The sequence below is a fragment of the Roseateles sp. FW305-36 genome, assembly GCF_058787015.1.
Map to the genome: position 1 here is coordinate 99037 of NZ_JBYSZK010000001.1, position 21059 is coordinate 120095.

Annotated in this window: 20 protein-coding genes; 8 read left to right on the plus strand and 12 right to left on the minus strand. The window is 68.9% G+C overall.

All coding sequences use genetic code 11. The features are described 5' to 3' along the window. Positions 1–5 precede the first annotated feature (5 nt). The 5 genes from AC3WOE_RS00465 to AC3WOE_RS00485 form a co-directional block, all read right to left on the minus strand. The gene (locus tag AC3WOE_RS00465) at positions 6–350 is read right to left on the minus strand and encodes a YciI family protein (protein WP_492687532.1); all 345 of its coding nucleotides are present in this window, start codon (positions 348–350) and stop codon (positions 6–8) included. A 155-nt stretch (positions 351–505) separates the two neighbouring features. Next, positions 506–1849 (minus strand): M48 family metallopeptidase, encoded by a 1344-nt coding sequence (locus tag AC3WOE_RS00470; RefSeq protein ID WP_492687533.1) that lies wholly within the window; start codon positions 1847–1849, stop codon positions 506–508. Positions 1850–1946: 97 nt separating this feature from the next. Beyond that, positions 1947–2168 (minus strand): DUF350 domain-containing protein, encoded by a 222-nt coding sequence (locus AC3WOE_RS00475; protein ID WP_492687534.1) that lies wholly within the window; start codon positions 2166–2168, stop codon positions 1947–1949. Between the two features lie 9 nt (positions 2169–2177). Further along, entirely contained in the window at positions 2178–3761 is a 1584-nt protein-coding gene (locus tag AC3WOE_RS00480) for a DUF4178 domain-containing protein (protein ID WP_492687535.1), read from the minus strand. After that, positions 3754–4782: an SPFH domain-containing protein gene (locus AC3WOE_RS00485; protein WP_492687536.1), complete on the minus strand. Its 1029-nt coding sequence runs from the start codon at positions 4780–4782 to the stop codon at positions 3754–3756. The genes AC3WOE_RS00480 and AC3WOE_RS00485 overlap by 8 nt, the downstream gene beginning before the upstream one ends. Before the next feature lie 114 nt (positions 4783–4896). Here AC3WOE_RS00485 and AC3WOE_RS00490 point away from each other — a divergent pair, with 114 nt between their 5' ends. From AC3WOE_RS00490 to clpB, 3 genes are all read left to right on the plus strand, one after another. Further along, a complete protein-coding gene (locus AC3WOE_RS00490) occupies positions 4897–5370 on the plus strand; it encodes a molybdenum cofactor biosynthesis protein MoaE (protein ID WP_492687537.1) in 474 nt (157 codons plus the stop codon). After that, a complete protein-coding gene (gene crcB / locus AC3WOE_RS00495; RefSeq protein ID WP_492687538.1) occupies positions 5367–5732 on the plus strand; it encodes a fluoride efflux transporter CrcB in 366 nt (121 codons plus the stop codon). The genes AC3WOE_RS00490 and crcB overlap by 4 nt, the downstream gene beginning before the upstream one ends. A 61-nt stretch (positions 5733–5793) precedes the next feature. Further along, complete coding sequence (clpB, locus tag AC3WOE_RS00500; protein WP_492687539.1) at positions 5794–8388, plus strand: ATP-dependent chaperone ClpB; 2595 nt, start codon at positions 5794–5796, stop codon at positions 8386–8388. Between the two features lie 20 nt (positions 8389–8408). Here clpB and AC3WOE_RS00505 read toward each other — a convergent pair whose 3' ends face one another. The 3 genes from AC3WOE_RS00505 to AC3WOE_RS00515 all read right to left on the minus strand — a co-directional run bounded on the left by AC3WOE_RS00505 (position 8409) and on the right by AC3WOE_RS00515 (position 11796). Further along, on the minus strand, positions 8409–9725 hold the full coding sequence (locus tag AC3WOE_RS00505; RefSeq protein WP_492687540.1) for a GGDEF domain-containing protein: 1317 nt from the start codon (positions 9723–9725) through the stop codon (positions 8409–8411). Positions 9726–9817: 92 nt separating this feature from the next. Continuing rightward, entirely contained in the window at positions 9818–10804 is a 987-nt protein-coding gene (locus AC3WOE_RS00510) for a DUF2804 domain-containing protein (protein ID WP_492687541.1), read from the minus strand. Then, a complete protein-coding gene (locus AC3WOE_RS00515; protein WP_492687542.1) occupies positions 10801–11796 on the minus strand; it encodes an AraC family transcriptional regulator in 996 nt (331 codons plus the stop codon). Before AC3WOE_RS00515 ends, AC3WOE_RS00510 begins: the two co-directional genes overlap by 4 nt. Positions 11797–11924: 128 nt before the next feature. Here AC3WOE_RS00515 and AC3WOE_RS00520 point away from each other — a divergent pair, with 128 nt between their 5' ends. Further along, on the plus strand, positions 11925–12800 hold the full coding sequence (locus AC3WOE_RS00520; protein WP_492687543.1) for a sterol desaturase family protein: 876 nt from the start codon (positions 11925–11927) through the stop codon (positions 12798–12800). On the opposite strand, the gene AC3WOE_RS00525 is transcribed toward AC3WOE_RS00520, so the two are convergent. The 3 genes from AC3WOE_RS00525 to AC3WOE_RS00535 all read right to left on the minus strand — a co-directional run bounded on the left by AC3WOE_RS00525 (position 12790) and on the right by AC3WOE_RS00535 (position 16181). Continuing rightward, positions 12790–13470: a glutathione S-transferase gene (locus tag AC3WOE_RS00525; RefSeq protein WP_492688466.1), complete on the minus strand. Its 681-nt coding sequence runs from the start codon at positions 13468–13470 to the stop codon at positions 12790–12792. The genes AC3WOE_RS00520 and AC3WOE_RS00525 overlap by 11 nt on opposite strands. Before the next feature lie 57 nt (positions 13471–13527). After that, complete coding sequence (locus AC3WOE_RS00530; RefSeq protein WP_492687544.1) at positions 13528–14010, minus strand: GreA/GreB family elongation factor; 483 nt, start codon at positions 14008–14010, stop codon at positions 13528–13530. A gap of 161 nt (positions 14011–14171) precedes the next feature. Next, positions 14172–16181 (minus strand): S9 family peptidase, encoded by a 2010-nt coding sequence (locus AC3WOE_RS00535; RefSeq protein ID WP_492687545.1) that lies wholly within the window; start codon positions 16179–16181, stop codon positions 14172–14174. A 119-nt stretch (positions 16182–16300) separates the two neighbouring features. Here AC3WOE_RS00535 and nadB point away from each other — a divergent pair, with 119 nt between their 5' ends. Then, on the plus strand, positions 16301–17902 hold the full coding sequence (nadB, locus tag AC3WOE_RS00540; RefSeq protein WP_492687546.1) for an L-aspartate oxidase: 1602 nt from the start codon (positions 16301–16303) through the stop codon (positions 17900–17902). Between the two features lie 5 nt (positions 17903–17907). On the opposite strand, the gene AC3WOE_RS00545 is transcribed toward nadB, so the two are convergent. Continuing rightward, positions 17908–18717: an AraC family transcriptional regulator gene (locus AC3WOE_RS00545; RefSeq protein WP_492687547.1), complete on the minus strand. Its 810-nt coding sequence runs from the start codon at positions 18715–18717 to the stop codon at positions 17908–17910. 69 nt (positions 18718–18786) lie between these two features. Between AC3WOE_RS00545 and AC3WOE_RS00550 the strand changes: the two genes are divergently transcribed. From AC3WOE_RS00550 to AC3WOE_RS00560, 3 genes are all read left to right on the plus strand, one after another. Then, entirely contained in the window at positions 18787–20046 is a 1260-nt protein-coding gene (locus tag AC3WOE_RS00550; protein WP_492687548.1) for an MFS transporter, read from the plus strand. Positions 20047–20110: 64 nt separating this feature from the next. Then, positions 20111–20566, plus strand: coding sequence for a group II truncated hemoglobin (locus AC3WOE_RS00555; RefSeq protein WP_492687549.1), 456 nt, complete (start codon positions 20111–20113; stop codon positions 20564–20566). A 49-nt stretch (positions 20567–20615) separates the two neighbouring features. Further along, positions 20616–21029 (plus strand): hypothetical protein, encoded by a 414-nt coding sequence (locus AC3WOE_RS00560; protein WP_492687550.1) that lies wholly within the window; start codon positions 20616–20618, stop codon positions 21027–21029. Positions 21030–21059 lie beyond the last annotated feature (30 nt).

Sequence of the window (21059 nt, forward strand, 5' to 3'; positions counted from 1 at the left end):
GTCCGCTAGAACGACACGGGCTGAGGCAGGGCCTTGCTCCAGTAAAAGATGTCCCAGCCGGCGCGCAGGCCGCCGGTCGTGAAGGGATCCGTGGCGATCAGGGCTTCCACCGCAGCCCTGGACGGCGCGCGCATCACCCAAAGCGCGCCGACGGGCGTCGCCTCGGGCGATTCGCGCAGCGAACCCGCCACGCGCACGACGTCCTGGTGCGCCGCCACCCATTCGAGATGGGCCTGCAGCAGCTCGCGGCGCCGCTCACCTTCGCCCGGCCTGTCATGGAAGCGGACCGCGAACAGCGTCCAGTCCTCGTGGGCGTTGGTGGTCAGGGCGGCGAAGTCGTGCAATGGCATCTCAGTTGTCTTTGTATTCGGGCCGAGCGCCGGGCCGCCCCTAGCCGGCCCGCTCTGGCGAAGTGCTTGCCGGTCGATCCGGCAAGCGTCGCCGTCCCCTCGGGGGACCGACCAGGCATGCCCACGTTCAGTGGGGCGTGACTGGGCGAGGGGCTTTAGGGACTGCCCATGGCCTCGCGCCACCGCATGGCGTCGTAGATGCGGTTTCTCGTGCTGGGGTGGTGGAAGAAGATGAATTCCTCGACGGGGCCCGGGTCGGCCTTGCGGTATTCCACCAGTTTCAGCTGGGCCTCGGCGAAGCCCAGGGGCTCGCGCGACAGGTTGAGGCCGAAGCGGTCGGCCTCGATCTCGTGGGTGCGGATCAGCGTGTTCTGCACCGGCGTGGCCAGCGTGAAGAAGATGGAGAACACCGCGGCCAGCAGCGGCAGGCTGGCGATGTCGTCCACGCGGCTGACCCCCGTGGCGTGGGCGAAGCGGGCCAGCAGCCGGCGCATGGCCCATTGCGCGATGCCGAAGCCCAGCAGCAGCACCAGGCTCAGCGTGATCAGCGTCTTGACCATGTGGTTCAGCACATAGTGGCCCAGCTCGTGGCCCATGACGGCGCGGATCTCGGGCTCGCTGGTGCGGCGCAGCAGGTTGTCGTTCAGGCGCACGGCGGCCGTGCCGAACATGCCACTGACGTTGGCGCTGACGCGCGTGGTCTGGCGCGAGGCGTCGAACTCGTAGACGTTGTCCGCCGGCACGCCGTCGGCGTGGGCCATCTGCAGCACGGCGGCCTTGATGGGGCCGTCCTCGACCGGCTTGTAGGTGTTGAACAGCGGCTGGATGAAGATCGGACTCAGCGTGATCGTCACCACGAGGAAGGCCATGCCCAGACCCGTGCCCCAGATCCACCAGCGCTCGCCGGTGCGGCGGAAGACGGCATAGAGCACGGCGAGGGCCACGGCAGCAATCGCGGTGGTGATGGCGGTGTCCATCAGCTGCTCGCCGGCCCAGGCGGCAAAGGTCAGCGTGGACATGCCGTAGAGGTGCTCGCGCACGAAGCCGTCGTAGATCGTCAATGGCAGCGTGAGCACGGTAGCGGCGAGGCTGTAGACGGCGCCGAACAGCATGTCGCGCCTGACCGGGCCGCGCCCGACGCGGGTGGCCCAGTCGCGCGCGCGGGCGGCACGCTTGCCGGACATCATCAGCGCTGCGATGACCAGGCCCAGCAGCAGGTTCCAGAGCTGCATCCAGTAGCCACCCTCCCAGTAGGCGGCGGACCTGGCCAGCACGTCGGCCGGCAGCCGGTCCATATAGGCCTGGGTGGCGGCTTCGGCATTGCGGGGCAGGGCGGCGCGCCAGGCGTCGTCCACGGGTCGGATCTTGAAACCCGAGGCCTGGGCGGTGGCGTCGGCCTTCTGGGCCTGGGTCTGGTCCGGGGCCTGTGCCGCGGTGTCGGCGGCATGGGCCAGCGTCAGGCCGAGGGCCAGTGCGGCCGCGGTCAACCATCTCTTCATCGAGTCCTCCAGTTGTTGAAGCGGCGCGATTGTGGTGACGCGCGCCGCTTCGGGAGGCCCGGTGCGACGGGCTGCGTGCAAGGCGGGATGGACGGCGTCAGCCGTGGATGGCCGCAGCGACGATGTTGCCGATGGACAGGCACATGGCGCCGACCACGATGGCCAGGGCCACGTTCTTCTCCTCGACGATCTGTTCCCACAGCTTGTAGGGCGTGATCTTGTCGACGATGACGAAGGAGACCCAGAAGATGACGACGCCGATGATGGCGTACATCATGGAGCCGAGGATGATTTCAGGCTTGAGCCAGTCGAAGTTCATGGTGATCTCCTATTTGTGGCCGCCGCCACCGCTGCTGTAGCCGCCGTAACTGCCGCCACCGCTGCCGACGTAGCCGCTGCCGCGCGAGTTGCGGCATTGGCGATACTCGTTGCTGTTCTCGCCGAAGCTGGTCTTGTACTGCTGGCAATCATCGCTGGAGCAGGCCCGCATCAGCGCGAACAGCAGCACGATGAGGAAGAGGGCGATGACGATGTTGCGCAGCAGGTTGCCACCGCTCTTGAAGGCCGAGGCGTCGCGTGCGAACTGGGCCGTCGTGTCGCGCAGATTGAAGGCCTTCTGCACGGCCTCGGCCGGGATGGGGCTGCCGCCGCTCCAGGTGATCTCGGGCCCCTCCTGCTCGCGGCTCAGCAGGTACTGGCCGTCGGGCGTGATGTAGTCGGCCACCTTGACCCGGGTGCCCAGGCGCACTGGCCAGTAGAACTCGCCCAGCACATGGGTGGTCTGGGCGCCATAGACCCAGCGCTGCGTGTAGTTGCGGCCCTGCCAGCTGACGGTGCTCAGGGTCTGGCTGGGCGCACCGGTCAGCGTGCGCACCAGGCTCCAGCCCTCGCGGGTGTCGACCAGGAAGGCGAAGCCGGCCAGGCGGTTGTAGAGCAGATATTCGCGCCAGAAGCTCTGCTCGTCGTCGGCGTCCTCGGGGATGTCGCAGCGCTCCTGGTAGCCGACCACGGTCCAGGCCTCGGGCTTGCCGTCGACGCCCAGGGTGCCGGTGCGGCCCAGCGGGATCAGCGGCGGCAGGCCGGGGTTCTGGCGCGTGAAGCCCAGGGCCTTGGACTCGCCTTCCGGCAGATCGACCACGGCACTGCATTGGGCGCAGACCATGCTCTTGGTCTGCGACAGCTTGGGTTCCAGCGGCGCGCCGCAGCTGGGGCAGGCGATCGCCCGGCCCTTGAACTTGGCCTCGGCAAGGGACTCGCCCTCGGCCGTCGTGCGCAGGCCCTGCAGGGCCATGTCGGCGAGAACCACGCTGCGGCCCACCGACCAGACCGGCGGCTGGCCTTCGCGGTATTCCAGGCTGCCGACCTCGCCCTGGGCATTGCGCAGCTCGACGACGCGGCCGGCCTTGGGCGGTCGCGGCAGCTCGCCCTCGGCGGCGCGCAGGGCGGCTTCGACGATGGCTGCGACCTGCCAGCGCTGGCCGGCCACGGTGATGGGCAGGCCGACGCCGGGCGCCTCGGGCGGCGTCTCGGTCAGCGGCACCTCCAGGCTGACGACGAACTGGCCGTTGTCCTCGCTGAGCCAGGCGACCCGCGGCGCGGCATCGCCGGCGTCGAACAGCAGATGCCATTCGTTCCAGTTGCCCAGCTCCGAGCCGCGCTGCACGCGGCCGATGACGGAGAAGTTGCGCCCCATCCAGCGGCCGCTCGAGCCGAGCTGCAGGGGGGAGTAGTCCTCGAAGATCTCGGCGCTCTGGCCGATCTGGCTCAGCGCTTCGCCGTCGCGCAGCAGGGTGCTGCGGCAGAAGCCGCAGACGGCACTGGCCGAGGCCGCGCTCGCGAACTCGACCGGCGCGCCGCAATTCGGGCACGCCGCACGCCAGCGCCGCTGGGCGGCTGGCGCCTGATCAGCCAAGCTTCTTCAGCAGGTCGGCCTTCTTGGCGGCGAATTCCTCGTCGGTCAGGATGCCCTTGGCCTTGAGGTCGCCGAGCTTTTCCAGCAGCGAGACGATGTCTTCCGGCTTGCTGGCCGCCGGGGCGGGCGCCGCGGTGCCGACGCCGGCCAGGCCCTGGCCCAGGGCCTGCGCCAGCGTCTGGCCCAGGGCCACGCCGGCACCCAGGCCCACAGCCTGGCCGGCGATGCCGCCGCCGTCACCGCCGCTCTTGGCCATCTCGGGCAGGGCTTGCGCGGCCTGGTACTGCATGAACTGGCCCATGTTCTGGCCGATGATGCCCATGCCGATGCGCTGGTCGAGGATCTTCTGCAGCTCCTCGGGCAGTGACACGTTCTGCATCGTCACCGAGATCAGCTCCAGGCCTATTGCCGAGAAGGACTCGGCGGTGGCGTTCTTCAACGCCGCGGCGAACTCGACCTGGTTGGCGGCCAGGTCCAGGAAGGGCGTGCCGCTGCTGGCGACGGCGTCGCTGATGTGCTGCAGCATCAGGCCACGCAGCTGGCCGTCCAGGTCCTGCACCGTGTAGCGCTCGCGCGTGCCGGAGATCTGGCTGTGGAAGGTCTTGGGGTCCTGGATGCGGTAGGCGTAGTTGCCGAAGGCGCGCAGGCGCACGGCGCCGAAGTCCTTGTCGCGGATGGCGACGGGCTGGCTGGTGCCCCAGCGCTGGTCGATCTGCTGGCGGGTGCTGAAGAAGTAGACGTCGCTCTTGAAGGGCGATTCGAACAGCTTGTCCCAGTTCTTCAGGTAGGTCAGCACCGGCAGGGTCTGGGTCGTCAGCTTGTGGGTGCCCGGGCCGAAGACGTCGGCGACCTGACCCTCATTGACGAAGACGGCGACCTGGGATTCACGGACGACGAGCTGGCCGCCGTTCTGGATTTCCATGCCGGACATCGGGAAGCGGTAAGCCAGGGTGCCGTCGCCGTCCTCCGTCCACTGGATGACGTCTATGAACTGCTTCTTGATGAAATCCATCAGGGCCATGTTGGTTCCTGCGTGCGGTAAGAAAGAAATGGCGACAAGTATCCGGCGGCGGCCGGGCGCTTCGACGTCCAAACATGTGAATCTCACCCGCGGGGCGGGGTGAGAATCCATGCCATGCCCCGAGTTTGCATCCAGATGGACGACTTTGACGTCGGCGCCGAAACCTCGACCCTGCGGACGGGGGATGGCGGCGTCGGCGCCGTGGTCGCCTTCGTCGGCACCGTGCGTGAACACAGCAGCGGCGAAGCCGTGTCGGCCATGGAGCTGGAACACTACCCCGGCATGACCGAAGCCGCCATCGAAGGCATGGTGGACGAGGCGCTGGCGCGCTTCGACATCCGCGCCGCCAAGGTCATCCACCGCGTCGGCCGGCTGCAGGCCCGCGACCAGATCGTTCTCGTGCTGGTGACCAGCGCCCACCGTGGACAGGCTTTCCAGGCCTGCGAATTCCTGATGGACTATTTGAAGACCCAGGCGCCGTTCTGGAAGAAGGAGCACACGCCGGAGGGCGCCCACTGGGTGGACGCCCGCGTGGCCGACGACGAGGCGCTGGCGCGCTGGGGCATCGCGGCAGGGAATGCCGCATGAACGCCGTCGCCGTTTCCATCGGCGCAGCGCTGGGCGCCCTGGCGCGCTGGCAGGCCGGCCTGCTGTTCAACACCCGCTGGGCGGGTTTTCCGCTGGGCACCCTGCTGGTCAATCTCGTCGGCGGCTTCCTCATCGGCGTGGCGCTGGAGTGGTTCGGGCGTCAGCCCAACGAGGTGCTGAAACTCTTGCTGGTGACCGGCTTCCTGGGTGGGCTGACGACGTTTTCGGCCTTTTCCGGCGAGTCGCTGTCGCTGCTGCGGCATGGCGAGCTGGGCATGGCCTTTGCCCACACGATGGCCCATGTGCTGGGATCGCTGTTCGCTGCCTGGCTGGGCATGCGACTCGTGCAGGCCTTGATTTAGCGCAACTTGAAAAGCGCCAGTCGGCGCCCACTTGGCTTCGCAACCGGAGGATTTACTCACCATGCGTGCCGACAAGTTCACCACCCGTTTCCAGGAAGCCCTGGGCGAGGCCCAGAGCCTGGCCCTGGCCCGCGACAACCCCTATATCGAGCCCGTCCACGTCGTGGCCGCCATGCTGGCCCAGGACGAAGGCCCGCGGGCGCTGATGGAGCGTGCCGGCGTCAACACCGCCGGCCTGCGCACGGCGCTGGACGGCCTCATCGCCGGCCTGCCCCAGGTCAGCGGTTCGGGCCAGACCGTGCAGGCCGGGCGCGACCTCGTCGCCCTGCTGCAGGCGGCCGAGAAGGAAGCCACCAAGCGCGGCGACCAGTTCATCGCCAGCGAGATGTTCCTGCTGGCCCTGACCGAAGCCAAGACCGACCTGGCCGGTGTCGTGCGCGGCCACGGGCTGACCCGCAAGTCGCTGGAGTCCGCCATCGAGGCGGTGCGTGGCGGCCAGAAGGTCGAGTCGGCCGAGGCCGAAGGCCAGCGCGAGGCGCTGAAGAAATACACCCTGGACCTGACCGAGCGCGCCCGCCTGGGCAAGCTCGACCCGGTCATCGGCCGCGACGAGGAGATCCGCCGCACGATCCAGGTGCTGCAGCGCCGCAGCAAGAACAACCCCGTGCTGATCGGCGAGCCCGGCGTGGGCAAGACGGCCATCGTCGAAGGCCTGGCCCAGCGCATCATCAATGGCGAGGTGCCGGACAGCCTCAAGGGCAAGCGCGTGCTGGTGCTGGACATGGCCCTGCTGCTGGCCGGTGCCAAATACCGCGGCGACTTCGAGGAGCGCCTCAAGGGCGTGCTGAAGGAAGTCAGCCAGGACGCCGGCCAGACCATCCTCTTCATCGACGAGATCCACACCATGGTGGGCGCCGGCAAGACCGAAGGCTCCATCGATGCCGGCAACATGCTCAAGCCAGCATTGGCTCGTGGCGAACTGCATTGCATCGGCGCGACCACGCTGGACGAATACCGCAAATACGTCGAGAAGGACGCCGCCCTGGAGCGCCGCTTCCAGAAGGTGCTGGTCGACGAGCCGACGGTGGAAGCCACCATCGCCATCCTGCGCGGCCTGCAGGAGAAGTACGAGGTCCACCATGGCGTGGAGATCACCGACCCGGCCATCATTGCCGCGGCCGAGCTGAGCCACCGCTACATCACCGACCGCTTCCTGCCCGACAAGGCCATCGACCTCATCGACGAGGCGGCGGCCAAGATCAAGATCGAGATCGACTCCAAGCCCGAGCCCATGGACCGGCTGGACCGCCGCATGATCCAGCTCAAGATCGAGCGCGAGGCCGTCAAGAAGGAAAAGGACGAGGGCTCCATCAAGCGCCTGGGCCTCATCGAGGACGAGCTGCTGAAGCTGCAGCGCGAGTACAACGACCTGGAAGAGATCTGGACGGCCGAGAAGGCCCAGGCCCAGGGCTCGGCCCATGTCAAGGAAGAGATCGACCGCACCCGCCAGCAGATCGAGGACTGGAAGCGCAAGGGCGACTTCAACAAGGTCGCCGAGCTGCAGTACGGCAAGCTCCCCGAGCTGGAGAAGCAGCTCAAGGAAGCCCAGGCCAAGGAAGCCGGCAAGGCGGGCGACGCCAGCCGGCCGCAGCTGCTGCGCACCCTGGTGGGCGCCGAGGAGATCGCCGAGGTCGTGGCGCGTGCCACCGGCATCCCGGTTTCCAAGCTGATGCAGGGCGAGCGCGAGAAGCTGCTGCAGATGGAAGCCAAGCTGCACGAGCGCGTCATCGGCCAGGACGAGGCCATCCAGGCCGTGTCCGACGCCATCCGCCGCTCGCGCGCCGGCCTGTCGGATCCCAACCGGCCGCTCGGGTCATTCCTGTTCCTCGGTCCCACCGGCGTCGGCAAGACCGAGCTGTGCAAGGCACTGGCCGGCTTCCTGTTCGACAGCGAAGACCACATGGTGCGCATCGACATGAGCGAGTTCATGGAGAAGCATTCCGTCAGCCGCCTGATTGGCGCCCCCCCGGGCTATGTCGGCTACGAGGAGGGCGGCACGCTGACCGAGGCCGTGCGCCGCAAGCCTTATTCCGTGCTGCTGCTCGACGAAGTCGAGAAGGCCCACCCCGACGTCTTCAACGTGCTGCTGCAGGTGCTGGATGATGGCCGCCTGACCGACGGCCAGGGCCGCACCGTGGACTTCAAGAACACCGTCATCGTGATGACGTCCAACCTCGGCTCCCAGCACATCATGGCGCTGTCGGGCGAGAAGGACGAGGTCATCCGCGAGGCGGTCTGGGGCGAGGTCAAGGCCCACTTCCGGCCCGAGTTCCTGAACCGCATCGACGAGACCGTCATCTTCCACGCGCTGGGCGCCGACCACATCAAGTCCATCGCCCGCATCCAGCTGCGCCTGCTCGAAGCGCGGCTGGAAAAGATGGAGATGAAGCTGGATGTCGGCGAGGCGGCCCTGGACGAACTGGCCAAGGTCGGCTTCGACCCGGTCTTCGGCGCGCGGCCGCTGAAGCGGGCCATCCAGCAGCGCGTCGAGAACCCGCTGTCCAAGCTCATCCTGCAGGGCAAGTTCGGACCCAAGGACGTGATCCCGGTGCAGGTCGAGGGCGGCGAGTTCTCGTTCGGGCGGGTGGTGCACTAAAACGCGGCCGGCCGCCGCGCTCAGAGCGTGGTGGCCGCGTCGTGGGCCGTGTCGACCTCGACGCGGTTGCGGCCCGCTTCCTTGGCGAGGTAGAGGGCCAGGTCGGCGCGCTTGAAGCCGCGCCGCGTCGGCGCGCCCGGCGGCACCATGGCGACGCCGAAGCTGGCCGTCACGCTGAAGCGGCCCTTGGCGTCGACGCTGCCGTTCTGCACGCTGTCGCGCAGCTTCTCGGCCAGGCGGGCGGCATCCTCGACGTGGCGGCTGCGGCAGGCGATCAGGAATTCCTCGCCGCCCCAGCGGCCGATGACGTCGCTGGCGCGCAGATTGGCCACCACGATGGCGGCCACGCGGCGCAGCACGTCGTCGCCGACGGCATGGCCCCAGCGGTCGTTGACGTGCTTGAAGTGGTCGATGTCCAGCACGATGAGGGCGATGCCGCCGCCCTCGGCCTCGAAGTCCTCCAGCGCGCCCTCCAGGCCGCGGCGGTTCAGCACCCCGGTCAACTCGTCGATGGTGGCGAGTCGGCGCAGTTTTTCCTGGTCGATGCGCAGCTGGCGGGTGCGCGCGGTCAGCACGTCGATTTCGCGTTGCTGGCGACGGTCGCGGCGGGCCAGCGACCAGACCCGCCGCCCCGCCGTGGCGCTGGCGGCTATCAGCCAGGCGCAGAGGATGACGAGATAGACCGTCTCGCGCGACACCCACTCGCCGCGCAGGGCCAGGCGCTTGAGCTCCAGGTCCTGCTGCTGGCCGGCCAGGTCGGCCGGCAGGTCGACGGTCAGGGCCGTCACGTTGTCCAGCCGCGGGCGGTTGTACTCGCGCGGCAGGTTGAACTGAGAGATCCACCATTCCGGCACGGTCAGCTCGGCGAGGTCGATGTTGACCGGCTGCTGGATGTCGCGGACACGCAGGTTGATGGCCTGGATGCGCGCGCTGTTGCCATCGTTGACCTTGGAGAAGCGTGGATCGAAGTCGCGGATGGCCAGGCGCACGGCCGGGGCGTTGCCGCGATAGGCCAGCTCCATGTCCAGGCTGTCGTAGCCCCTGAGGTCCATGCCCCGGCTCGGGTCCTCGGTCGTCAGCATGAAGGTGAGGCCGCAGGGCTGGTACTTCACGCCGGCGGCGTAATTGCAGCGCCAATGCCAATGCGGGGCATCCACCCACTGGGCTGCGTTTTCCGTGCCGGGCTCACCGGAGGTCAGCAGGAAGAAGTTGCTGGCCGTGTTGGGTGCCGTGAGGTCGACGATGCGCGCGGGCAGCAGGGCCTGCGCGAGCAGGGCAGCCAGCGTCAGCGCGATGCCCAGCAGCAGCAGCCGCAGATTGAAGAGGTCTTGTCTCACGTCGGGCCGTCTCCGGGTCCTCTGTCCCCGTTGTCGCCTCGGGGTGCAAGGACTGTAGCGGCGTGGCCCGGCCGGGCAAGACGTGGCGGTCGTTACCAGCGCGAGAAATGGTCTTCCGTCACGCCGAGCAGATCACGCACCTCGCGCAGCGGTGCACCGGGGCCGGCACGTACGGTGCCCGAGAAGGTGCCCACCGGCTGCACATAGTTGCTGGCGGCGATGACCAGGTTGCGGCGGTCGGACCGCGCGCCTTCGGGCGTGAAGACGAGGTCCACCAGGCCATCCTCGGTGCGCACATGCCAGGGCGACATCGGCTGGCTGGGGTCGAAATCGAAATGGGCGGCGCCCAGGCCGATGGGCTGGCCGTCCAGCCACAGCACGTTCTCCTGGGTGCCGAAATAACCCTGCTGCAGGTTGAAGCCGATGTCGGGACGGTGGGCGCTGGCCCAGCGCCAGGCGGTGTCGCGGGCCAGCAGGCCGTTGGAGGCGTCGACGGCGGCCCAGGTGCCGTCGAGGTCGAAGCGCTGGCCGTCGGCCTCGGCCCAGCCCAGCACGGGCAGGGCGGTGGTCTTCTGCGTCGCGTGGGCGACGCCGCCGGCGATGGGCCCGATGGCCAGCAGCGGCGGCGCCACCACGTCCAGGTCGAGCTGGGCCTCGATGCGCAGGTGGCGCGTCCTGACATGCAGCAGCAGGCTGTCATCGTCCTGGTGGCGCAGCTCCAGCCGCGCGCCGGGGCCGCGGAACCAGGCGCGCGCACCGGTCAGCGGTTCGTCCGACACACCGGCCTGCAGACCCGGCAGGCCGTCCTGGCTCCAGTCGGCCAGCAGGCGGCGGCGCTTGCGGTCGAAGAGGTAGGCGAAGGCGGTGCAGGTCCAGCCGACGTCGACGATGGCGACGCCGATGAAGACCTCGTCGTGGCCGAGGCCGACGTAGTGCCAGCGCTTGTGGCGCAGCTTGCGCCACAACCAGGAGGGGCGGTCGCGCAGGCCGGACCAGTCGATGCGGTCGATGCGGCCGACATAGCGGCCATGGGCGGGCATGCCGTCTTCGACGACGGAATCGGGAAACTCGAGGTTCATGCGGTGGGGCGCTGCTGCTGCCGGCGCCATTGAAGAGGGGCCTGGCCGGTCCATTGCCGGAAGGCGCGGGTGAAGGCGCTCTGCTCCGAATAGCCGAGCAGCAGGGCCACCTCGGCCAGCTCGACGTTGACGTCGCGCAGATAGGCTTCGGCGAGCTGCTGGCGGGTCTGGCCGAGCAGGGTCTGGAAAGTATGGCCCTGCGCCGCGAGACGGCGTTGCAGGCTGCGCGGGCTCATCTGCAGGCTGTGGGCCAGGTCGGCCAGCGAGGTCTGGCCGCTGCGGATCAGGCCGACCAGGGCCTGGCGCCAGACGCCGACGGGTTCGCTGACGGCGGCCACCTCCCGCAACATCTGTTCGGCCTGGGCGTCGAGCAGGGCCAGCAGCGCGGCATCGGCGCCGCGCAGCGGCAGGGCGAGGTCGCGCAGCGACAGCACGACGCGGGTGCTGGGCTGGCCGAAGCGCACCGGGCCGCCGAAGAAATCCTCGTAGGGCCGCACATCGGCCGGGCGCGGGTTGACGAAGTCCACGGCCAGGGCGCGCACCTGCTTGCCGGTGAAGGCCCGCGCCAGCTGAACCAGGGCCGCGATGGCGGTCTCGTCGACCAGGGCGCCGGGCCGGCCGCGCTCCACGCCCCACTCGATGCACAGGCCCTCGGCGACGGGGTGGACCTGGGCGACGTTGGCGTCGTAGACCGAGCGGTGGTAGCGCTCCAGCCTCAGCAGCGCCTCGGCCAGCGTGCCGCTGGCCAGGGCCGCGAAGCCGACGACGCCGAAGTGGCGCGGCGCAATGCCCCGGGCCAGGCGCAGCGGGAAGGTCGACTTGGGGCCGGGGTCGAGGTCGCGGGCCTGCTCCAGCAGGGCCTGCCAGCGACGCATGGAGACGAAGGTTTCGGTCGGCGCCGGCGGCGCGCCCAGCGCGTCGGCACGGCCCAGCCTGGCCATGTGCTCGAAGAGCAGCTGGACATAGCTGGCGGCGACACGGGTCTCATCCATGGGGGCGCGATGATGCAGCAGCGCAGCGGGCCGCCACGGCCGGGATAACGCCAGCGCTGGCGCGATTTGTCAAAAACCTGGGGTCACCCGTCAAGCCAGGGGGGTCCCAAAGTCGCATCATGCGGGCCATGGACTGGCTGCTCGACCTCTACCATCGCCACGGCGACTGGCGCGACCTGACGCTGGTCATGCTGTCGCCCATCTTCGCCGTCTTCATCGCCATGGAGGCCTGGCGCTTCCGCAAGACCGGCGTCTTCGACCTCTGGGACACGGTCGACAGCATGAACAGCGGCGGCAGCTATCTGGTCGCCGACCTGATCCTTCTCGTCGTGCTGGTGCTGCCAGCCATGGGCTGGGTCTATGACCACCGCCTCTTCACCATCGACGTTACCGTCTGGCGCTTCGTCGGGCTGTTCTTCCTGGTGGAGTTCCTCTACTACTGGTTCCACCGCGGCAGCCATCGCATCCGCTGGTTCTGGTGCGCCCACGTCGTGCACCATGGGTCGGAGAAGATGAACTTCGGCACGGCGCTGCGCCAGAGCTGGTTCTACCCAATAGCCGGCAACTGGCTGTTCTATCTGCCGGCCGTGTGGCTGGGCTTCGAGCCGCGCTGGGTGCTGTTCGCGCTGTCGCTGAACCTGGGCTACCAGTTCTTCGTGCACACCAGCTGGGTCGACAAGATGCCGGCCTGGTTCGAGTTCCTCTTCAACACGCCTTCCCACCACCGCGCGCATCACGGCCGCAACCCGCAGTACATCGACAAGAACTTCGGCGGCATGCTGATCGTCTTCGACCGTATGTTCGGCACTTTCCAGCCCGAGGAAGAGGCGGTGGACTACGGCCTTGAGCACCCCTTCTACACACACAACCTGTTCTGGCTGAACGCCCACGAATGGCGCGCCATGTTCCACGACATGGCCCAGGAAAAGACCTGGGGCCTGCGCCTGGCGCACCTGTGGAAGCCGCCGGAGTGGCGGCGGCATTACAACGGGTTCAAGGGCTAGTTCGGTCCGGGAAGCGATGGATGCCTTCTGCAGGCAACTTGACCATGCAGGCAGCGAATAGCGGGTCGGCGAGCCAGCCATTCAGCCAGAACCGCAGCGACGGCAAGTCCAGCGTGGCAAACCACTCCGGGTCCACGCAGGCGAACTGACGTACGAAGGGCATCAGGGCCAGATCGGTGGCGCAGGGCGTGGCACCTCCTAGGTAGGGCGCGCTGTGCAGCCTTGCCTCCAGCGGTCGCAGCAGCACATGCAGCGCCCCGTCGCGGTGTGCGTCTGGCTTGAGAGTCTCACTTGCGTAGCGCTGGGGGTACTTCCAACGGTCCAGGTGGTGCTTGAAGTCGCCGTCGTTTCGCTGCAGCAGGTCAAGGTTCGCAGGCGACTGCGCTCGCGCCCACCAGCCCTGCGTATCGGGCGCGGCCAGTGCCCAGCGCATGATGTCCCAACTCTCTTCGATCACGCTGCCATCGGGCAGTTGCAGCACGGGTACCGTCGCCTTGGGCGACAAGGCCAGCAAGCTTGCCGGCTTGTCGCGCAAGCTGACCTCCACTGCCTCGAAGACCCGCCCGGCTTGCAGCAGCGCCATCCGTGCGCGCATTGCGTAGGGGCAGCGGCGAAAGGTGTAAAGCCTCGGCAACTGTGGAGCTGGCGGCAAGGGCGGTGCCTGCGGCATCAGTGTTGATGCATGCATGGGTCAGGTCTGTGCAGCCAACGTGAACTCGCTCGCGGCCTATTGAACCCGCAGCACCTCAAACTGCAGGCGGGTGGGAGCGATCAGTACCGACACCTCATCACCCTCGTGTTTGCCCAGCATGGCCCTGCCCAACGGGGCCTGGCTGCTGATGACCTGAACGAGCTCGGCGCCGCTGACCAACTTCATGCTGCCCCCGTCAGGGCCGAGAAAGAGCTGTTGCTGCTTGTCGTTGGCGTCGACCAGGCAGACCAGCGCGCCGAGTTGTATCCCCAGGCTGGCGTCGTAGGAGCGTGGGCGGAATTGGCGCCAATTGGCGATCGCCTGGCGGATGGCTTCCGCGCGACGCGCCTGGCCGGTGGCCAGGTAGGCGGCTTCGAGACCCAAGGTGTCGTATTTGTTTTCGGCGATGTTTTCTTCGTGAGTCGCCGTTTCATGTGCCACCCGTGCGGCCGCTTCGGCCTGCAGCAGATCCTCGGCGAGCCGTTCCAGCACCTGCTGTTGAAGCAAGAATTTATCCATGATGAAGCTTGGGCGTCTCGAACCAGCGAGGGGCGTCTCGATTATCGAGGGCGCCACCCGATCAGCTCAGTCGATGACTGCTTCGTGTTCCGGGGCGTGAGCCTGGCTGCCTGCCGCAAGAGACGGCAATCGCCTCAAAGCCGTCGTCCGCGGTGCGAGTCTCAAGGCTGCGCGGGGCCAAGATACTTGGCCAGGAACTTCTCCATCCTCTCCGCGAAGTCGACGCGGTTCTTCAGCACCGAGAACCCGTGGCCTTCGCCGGGGTAGGTCACCCAGACCGGGTCGTTGCCGGCCTCGTGCATGGCCTTGCGCAGGCGTTCGCCGTGGGCCAGGGGCACGCGCAGGTCGGCCTCGCCGAAGGCCAGCAACAGCGGCGCCTTGATGCGGGCCGCCTGCTTGACCGGTGAGTTGGCGGCGATCAGTTCCGCGTCCTTGACGGGGTCGCCCACCATCTCGGGCAGGGTGTACTGGCGGCCGGCCTTGCTGATGTCGTCGCTGATCCACCAGGAGCCGCTCAGGTAGAGGTCCAGGTCGGACAGCGCCACCCAGGCGACGCCGCAGCGATAGAGGCCGGGGTCCTTGATGAGGCCCATCAGCGTGCTGTAGCCGCCGTAGCTGGCGCCGGCGATGCAGGCCTTGTCGCTGGCGATGCCCTGCGCCTGGGCCCATTTCAGTGCGTCGGCCACATCGTCCTGCATGGCCAGGCCGAACTGCTTGAAGCCGGCGCGGAAGTGCGCCTCGCCATAGCCCGTGCTGCCGCGCATCTCGGGCTCGATGACGGCATAGCCGCGCGAGGCGAGGAACTGCGCATCGGCGTGCCAGCCCCAGTAGCTGCCCCGCACCCAGGGTCCGCCATGCACGAGGACGACGGCGGGCAGCGGGCCCTTGGCGGCGGGGTCCTTCGTGACCCAGACCGGCAGTTCGCGGCCGTCCCGTGCCTTGATGCGATGCAGGTCCTGCGCGGCCATCTGCTCCGCCTTGACGCCGTCGCGCACGGGGCCGATGGACGTCCAGGGCTTTTCGCCCGCGGGCGGTTGGGCCTGGTAGAGGTAGAGCCGGCCCGGATCGCGGTCGCTGGACGAACGCACCAGGGCCACCACGTCCGGCGCACCGCAGCGGCGGCAGCTGATGCTGTTGATGCGGTTGGGCAGCAGGCGATCGGTGCGCTCCTGCAGCGTCTTCAACGCCTCGTCGAACCACACCGTCGTCTCGCCGTCGACGAGCAGTCGCACGCCCAGCGTCTTGCCGCTGTCGTCGCTGACGATATGCCCGGTGAAGTCGAAGCCCGGGGTGACGACCAGCGGCTTGGCCTCGGGCGTGTGGTGCTCGAAGTCATAGCGCTTCAGCACGCGGTAGCCCTCGGGGCCTTCGCTGCGCGTCACGTAGAGGCCGCCGGCGTCGTCGGCGGAGACGACGCTGAAGGGCGTGTTGAGCAAGTCGCCTTCGTAGAGCTGGGTCCAGCCCTTGGCGGCGGCAGGGTCGCGCCAGAAGGCGGCCTGCCGGTCCTTGCTGCGCGTGAAGGCCACGCGGGGCTCGCCGCGGCTGTCCGTCAGCCAACCCACGGTGTTGGGAGGCGCGTTGAAGTCAGCCTCGCGGCTGCGGCCGTTGCGCGTGTTCAGCCACTTCGGCGTTTCGCTGTAGTTGTTGTAGTTCGGCGTGAACTCGACGACCAGCACCTCCTCGTTGACCGCGCCCGCACGCGGCGCCGGCACGCGCAGCAGGCGGTGATTCCAGCTGAGCAGGCGATCTTCCTCGCCGTTGGTGATGAAGGGCTTGCCCATGCGACGCACCAACTGGCGGAACTGGCTGCCGTCGGCATTGACGGCGTAGAGCCCCGGCGCACCGTTGGGGCGGCCGCTGCCGTCCGACAGGTCCATGACGCCGAACACCAGCCGGTCCTCGTTGACCCATTGCACGTGCCAGACGTCGCCATCGGTGAACTGCGCGACCCGCGTCAGCTTGCCGCCCGGCCCGAGTTCGAGAACGACCAGGCCGATGCGCTGCACGCCCTTGGCCGATGTGATGGCCAACCGCTTGCCGGAGGGCGACAGCACGGCCTCGGCGATGTCGGCGTCCTTGTAGAACAGCTCGGCCGGCGGTGGGGCGGCCTGCGCAAAAGTAGTGGCCAGCAAAAAGCCGGCAATCACGCCGGCCCAGTTGAATGTCTTCATGCGGTTCCTCGGCTGTTCCTCGTCGACAGCGGGCGCAGCATAGCGAGGAGGCAGGGTCGTCGATTGGGCAATCCTCACCTTGGTACAGGGCTTGCGCCCCTGCGGGACAATGCCCACTCATGACTGCTGCCCCCCAAGACGCCCCCGTCGTCATCATCGGCGCCGGCCTGGCCGGCCTCACCGTGGCCCTGCACCTGGCCGACAGCGTGCCCGTCGTCATCCTCGCCAAGCGCGAGCTCACCGAGGCGGCCACGGCCTGGGCCCAGGGTGGCATCGTCGGCGTGCTGGGCAGCGACGACTCCATCGAAAGCCATGTGCGCGACACCCAGGACGCCGGCGCCGGCCTGGTGGACGAGGCCACGGCCCGCTTCATCGCCGAGCGCAGTGCCGCCGCCGTGGGCTGGCTGGTCGAGCAGGGCGTGCCCTTCACGACCGACGACACCGGCCCCATGGGCCTGCACCTGACGCGAGAGGGCGGCCACGCGGTGCGCCGCATCGCCCACGCCGCCGACGCCACCGGCAAGGCCATCCACGACCAGCTGCTGGCCGTGGCCCGCAAGCACCCCAACATCACGCTGCGCGAGCGCTGGATGGCGCTGGACCTCATCACCTCGCGCCATGTGCAGCGCGATGAAGTCCCGCGCGTCTACGGCGCCTATGCGCTGGACATCGACGCCCAGCGCGTCGAGACCCTGCCGGCGCGTGCCGTCGTGCTGGCCACCGGCGGCGCCGGCAAGGTCTACCGCTACACCACCAACCCCGACACCTCCACCGGCGACGGCATCGCCATGGCCTGGCGGGCGGGCTGCCGGGTCGCGAACATGGAGTTCATCCAGTTCCACCCGACCTGCCTCTACCACCCGCAGGAGCGCAGCTTCCTCATCACCGAGGCGCTGCGCGGGGAGGGTGGCCACCTGAAATTGCCCGACGGCACCCGCTTCATGGCCGCCCACGACGAGCGCATGGAGCTGGCGCCGCGCGACATCGTCGCCCGCGCCATCGACTTCGAGATGAAGAAGCACGGCCTGGACCATGTGTGGCTGGACGCCACCCACCTGGGCGAAGCCTTCCTCATCGAGCATTTCCCGACCATCCATGCGCGCTGCCTGAAGCTCGGCATCGACATCGCCAGGCAGCCCATCCCCGTCGTGCCGGCCGTGCACTTCACCTGCGGTGGCGCCGTCACCGACTTGGCTGGCCGTTGCGACCTGCCGGGCTTGTATGCGGTGGGCGAGACCGGCTACACCGGCCTGCATGGCGCCAACCGCCTGGCCAGCAACTCACTGCTGGAATGCGTGGTGCTGGGCCAGACCTGCGCGGCCGACATCCTCGAGCAGGCCGCGCAGGAGTCCGCGCCCATCCCGGCCTGGGACGAAAGCCAGGTCGAGAACGCCGACGAGCAGGTCGTCATCGCCCACAACTGGGACGAGCTGCGCCTCTTGATGTGGAACTACGTCGGCATCGTGCGCACCACCAAGCGCCTGGAGCGGGCCCTGCACCGCATCGCGCTGCTGCGCGGCGAGATCGACGACTACTACGGGAGCTTTCGCGTCACGCGCGACCTGCTGGAGCTGCGCAACCTGGTGGAGTGCGCCGAACTCATCGTGCGCTCGGCCCTGATGCGGCATGAGAGCCGCGGCCTGCACTTCAGCCGCGACTATCCGCGCACCCTGCCGGTGAGCTTCCCGACGGTGCTGATCAGCGAGCGGCACCGGCGCTGAGCGCCTCAGGCCGCCGCGAAGAAGCGGCTCGGCGGCATGCCCACCGTGCGCGTCACCATGGCGGTGAAGGCGCTGGCGCTGGCGTAGCCGAGTTCGGTGGCGATATGGCTCATGGGCCGCCCGCGGGCGGCCAGGGTCAGGGCGTGGGCCAGCAGCAGCTGCGAGCGCCACTGCGCAAAGCTGGTGCCCAGCTGCTCGCGGAACAGCCGACTCAGCGTGCGCGGGCTGGCACCGGCCTCCAGAGCCCATGCCTCCAGGCCGGCGTGCCGCCCGGGCTCGTTCAGCATGGCCTCGCAGAGCCGGCGCAGGCGGGCGTCCTGGGGCAGGGCGACCCCCAGGGCCAGCGGACGGGCGCGCTGCAGTTCGATCAGCACCAGCCGCTCGATGCCGCGGCGGCGCTCGGCATCCTGCGCGCCCTCCGGCGGTGCCGGGTCGGGGACGGCCGGCAGGGCCAGCACCAGCTCGCGCAGCAGCGGCGAGACCTCCAGCACGCGGCCAGCGCTCCAGGCCTCGCCGGCCAGCAGCCCGGGCTTGAGGTAGAGGGTGTGCAGCTCGGCCTGCTCGATGGCCGTCACCGCATGGACGAGACCGGGCGGAATCCAGACGGCGCGCGACGGCGGCACGATATAGGTCGACACCTCGGTGTTGACGCGCACCGCCCCCGTCATCGAGAAGACCAGCTGGGCCCAGTCGTGACGATGCGGCTGGATGTCGGCCAGGTGTTCCAGCCGGCGCGACTTCGCCCGCAGCGGGCGCTCGGGCGTCGGCGCGAAAAGCTCCGGCGAGAAGGCGGGAAAGCTGCGGCGGCTGGGCATGACCGGATTTCGACAGAACTTGACGAACCATCGTAACTGCGCCGACCCGTCCCTGCCTACATTGAGGGCATGAGCACCGCCATTGCCGCTTCCCTCGACGCCAGCCAGCAGCGCCGGCGCGACGTCACGACGATCTCGACCATCGGCCTCGCCCACGGCACTTCGCATTTCTTCCACATGCTGCTGCCGCCGCTGTTCCCGGCCTTCATCCAGGCCTTTGGCCTGAGCTATTCCGAACTGGGCCTGCTGGTGACGACCTTCTTCGTCATCTCCGGCGCCGGCCAGGCGCTGTCGGGCTTCATCGTCGACCGCGTCGGTGCCCGACCGGTGCTGTTCGCGGCCATGGCCAGCTTCTTCCTCGCCTCCATCGCCGCCGGCCTGGCCCAGGGCTTTGGCGGCCTGATGCTGGCAGCGGCGCTGGCGGGCGTCGGCAACGCACCCTTCCACCCGGCCGACTTCACCATCCTGAACAAGCGCGTCTCGCAGCCGCGCCTGGGCCATGCCTTCTCGGTGCACGGCATCAGCGGCAACCTGGGCTGGGCCTTCGCGCCGGTGTTCTCCATCGGCATCGCCGAGGCGACCGGCAACTGGCGCCTGGCCTATCTCGGCACCGCCCTGGTGGCGCTGACGGTGATGGCGCTGCTGTTCTGGCAGCGTTCGGCAATAGATGACCGCCAGGGTTCCTGGGGCCACGCCAAGCCGGCGGCCGGTGCCAAGGTCGAGCACCCCATGGCCTTCCTGAAACTGCCCTCGGTCTGGCTGTGCTTCTCCTTCTTCTTCTGGAGCACGGCGGCCCTGTCGGCCATCCAGAGCTTTGCCAGCCCGGCCCTGCACCAGATCTACGGCCTGCCGCTGGCGCTGACCGCCTATGTCGTCACCGGCTACATGCTGGCGGGCGCGGCCGGCATGGTCTGCGGCGGTTTCCTGGTGGCCAGGGCCGAGAGGCTGGAGCGCACCATCGCGCTGGCACTGGCGCTGGCGGCAGCCCTGCTGCTGCTGACGGCCACCGGCTGGCTGCCCGGCACCCTGGCGGCCGTCGTGGCGGCCCTGGCCGGCTTCGGCACCGGCCTGGCCGGCCCGTCGCGCGACATGCTGATCAAGCGCGCCTCGCCGCCGGGAGCGACGGGCCGCGTCTACGGCACGGTCTATTCGGGCCTGGACATCGGCTTCGCGCTGGCGGCGCCGGTGTTCGGCGCCATCCTGGACCACGGCATGCCGCGCGGTGTGTTCGCCGGTTCGGCCGCGGCCCTGCTGATGGGCGTGGCGTCGGCAGGCCTGGTCGGCATGGGCCTGGCGCGGCGGCGCGCGATGGTGGCCGCCGCCACGTGACGAGCCCGGCTTGACGGGCGGCCCGACGCCGGTCATCGTCGCTGGCCTTTCGATGGAGGGAGCCATGCGACAAGAAAGCCTGTTCCACGCCCTCGGCGGCCAGGACGCCGTGCTGCGTCTGGCCCGGGCCTGGCATGCGCGGGTGTTGGCCGACGAGGTGGTGGCCCACGCCTTCAGCCACGGCTTCCATCCCCGGCACACCGAGCGCCTGGCGGCTTACTGGGCCGAGGCCTGGGGTGGCCCGGCGCTGTACAGCGCCGAGCTCGGCAGCCATTCGGCCGTCGTGCAGGCCCACAGCGGCAACGGCCCGCACGAGGAGATGGACAGCCGCGCCATCGCCTGCTTCGATGCGGCGCTGATCGATGCTGGTGTGTCCGATGAGGAACTGCGTCGCGTGCTGCACGACTACTTCGCCTGGGCCACGACGCAAGCCATGGCCGCCTACCCGAACCGCGGCCAGGCCGTGCCCGACGACCTGAGCCTGCCGCGCTGGTCGTGGCGGGGACTGGTGAAGGCGTAGTCGGGCAGCGCCGCTACAGTGGTGCCATCAGCTTTTCCGCATTGCCCTCATGTCGATTCGTGGTCTTGTCATTGGATTGCTGCTGGCGGCCGTTCTCGGCCTGGCCTGGCAGCAGCGGGCGCCTTTGCAGGCCTGGCTGGGGACATCGGCCGCCAAGGTCCAGAGCCTGGCCGATTCCTCGAGCAGCGCCGGCCCGGCGGGCGACGCCAAGGCCCGGCCGGGCGGCCTGCGCAAATGCGTCAAGGGCCAGGAGGTCTCCTACACCAACGCCGAATGCCCGCCGGGCTACCGCGACCAGGCCGTGACGGGCGGCGCCGTCACCGTGGTGCCCGCCACGCCCGTGCCCAAGCCCGACGAGGCCAGCAGCGGGCCGTCGGCGCTGCACAAGGCCCTGGGCGTCACGCGCGACGACACGCTCAAGGACAAGATGATCGAGCGCGCCGTCGAGAAGGCGACGCGTTGACGGCAAGCCCGTGCTCAGGGGACAGGCCCG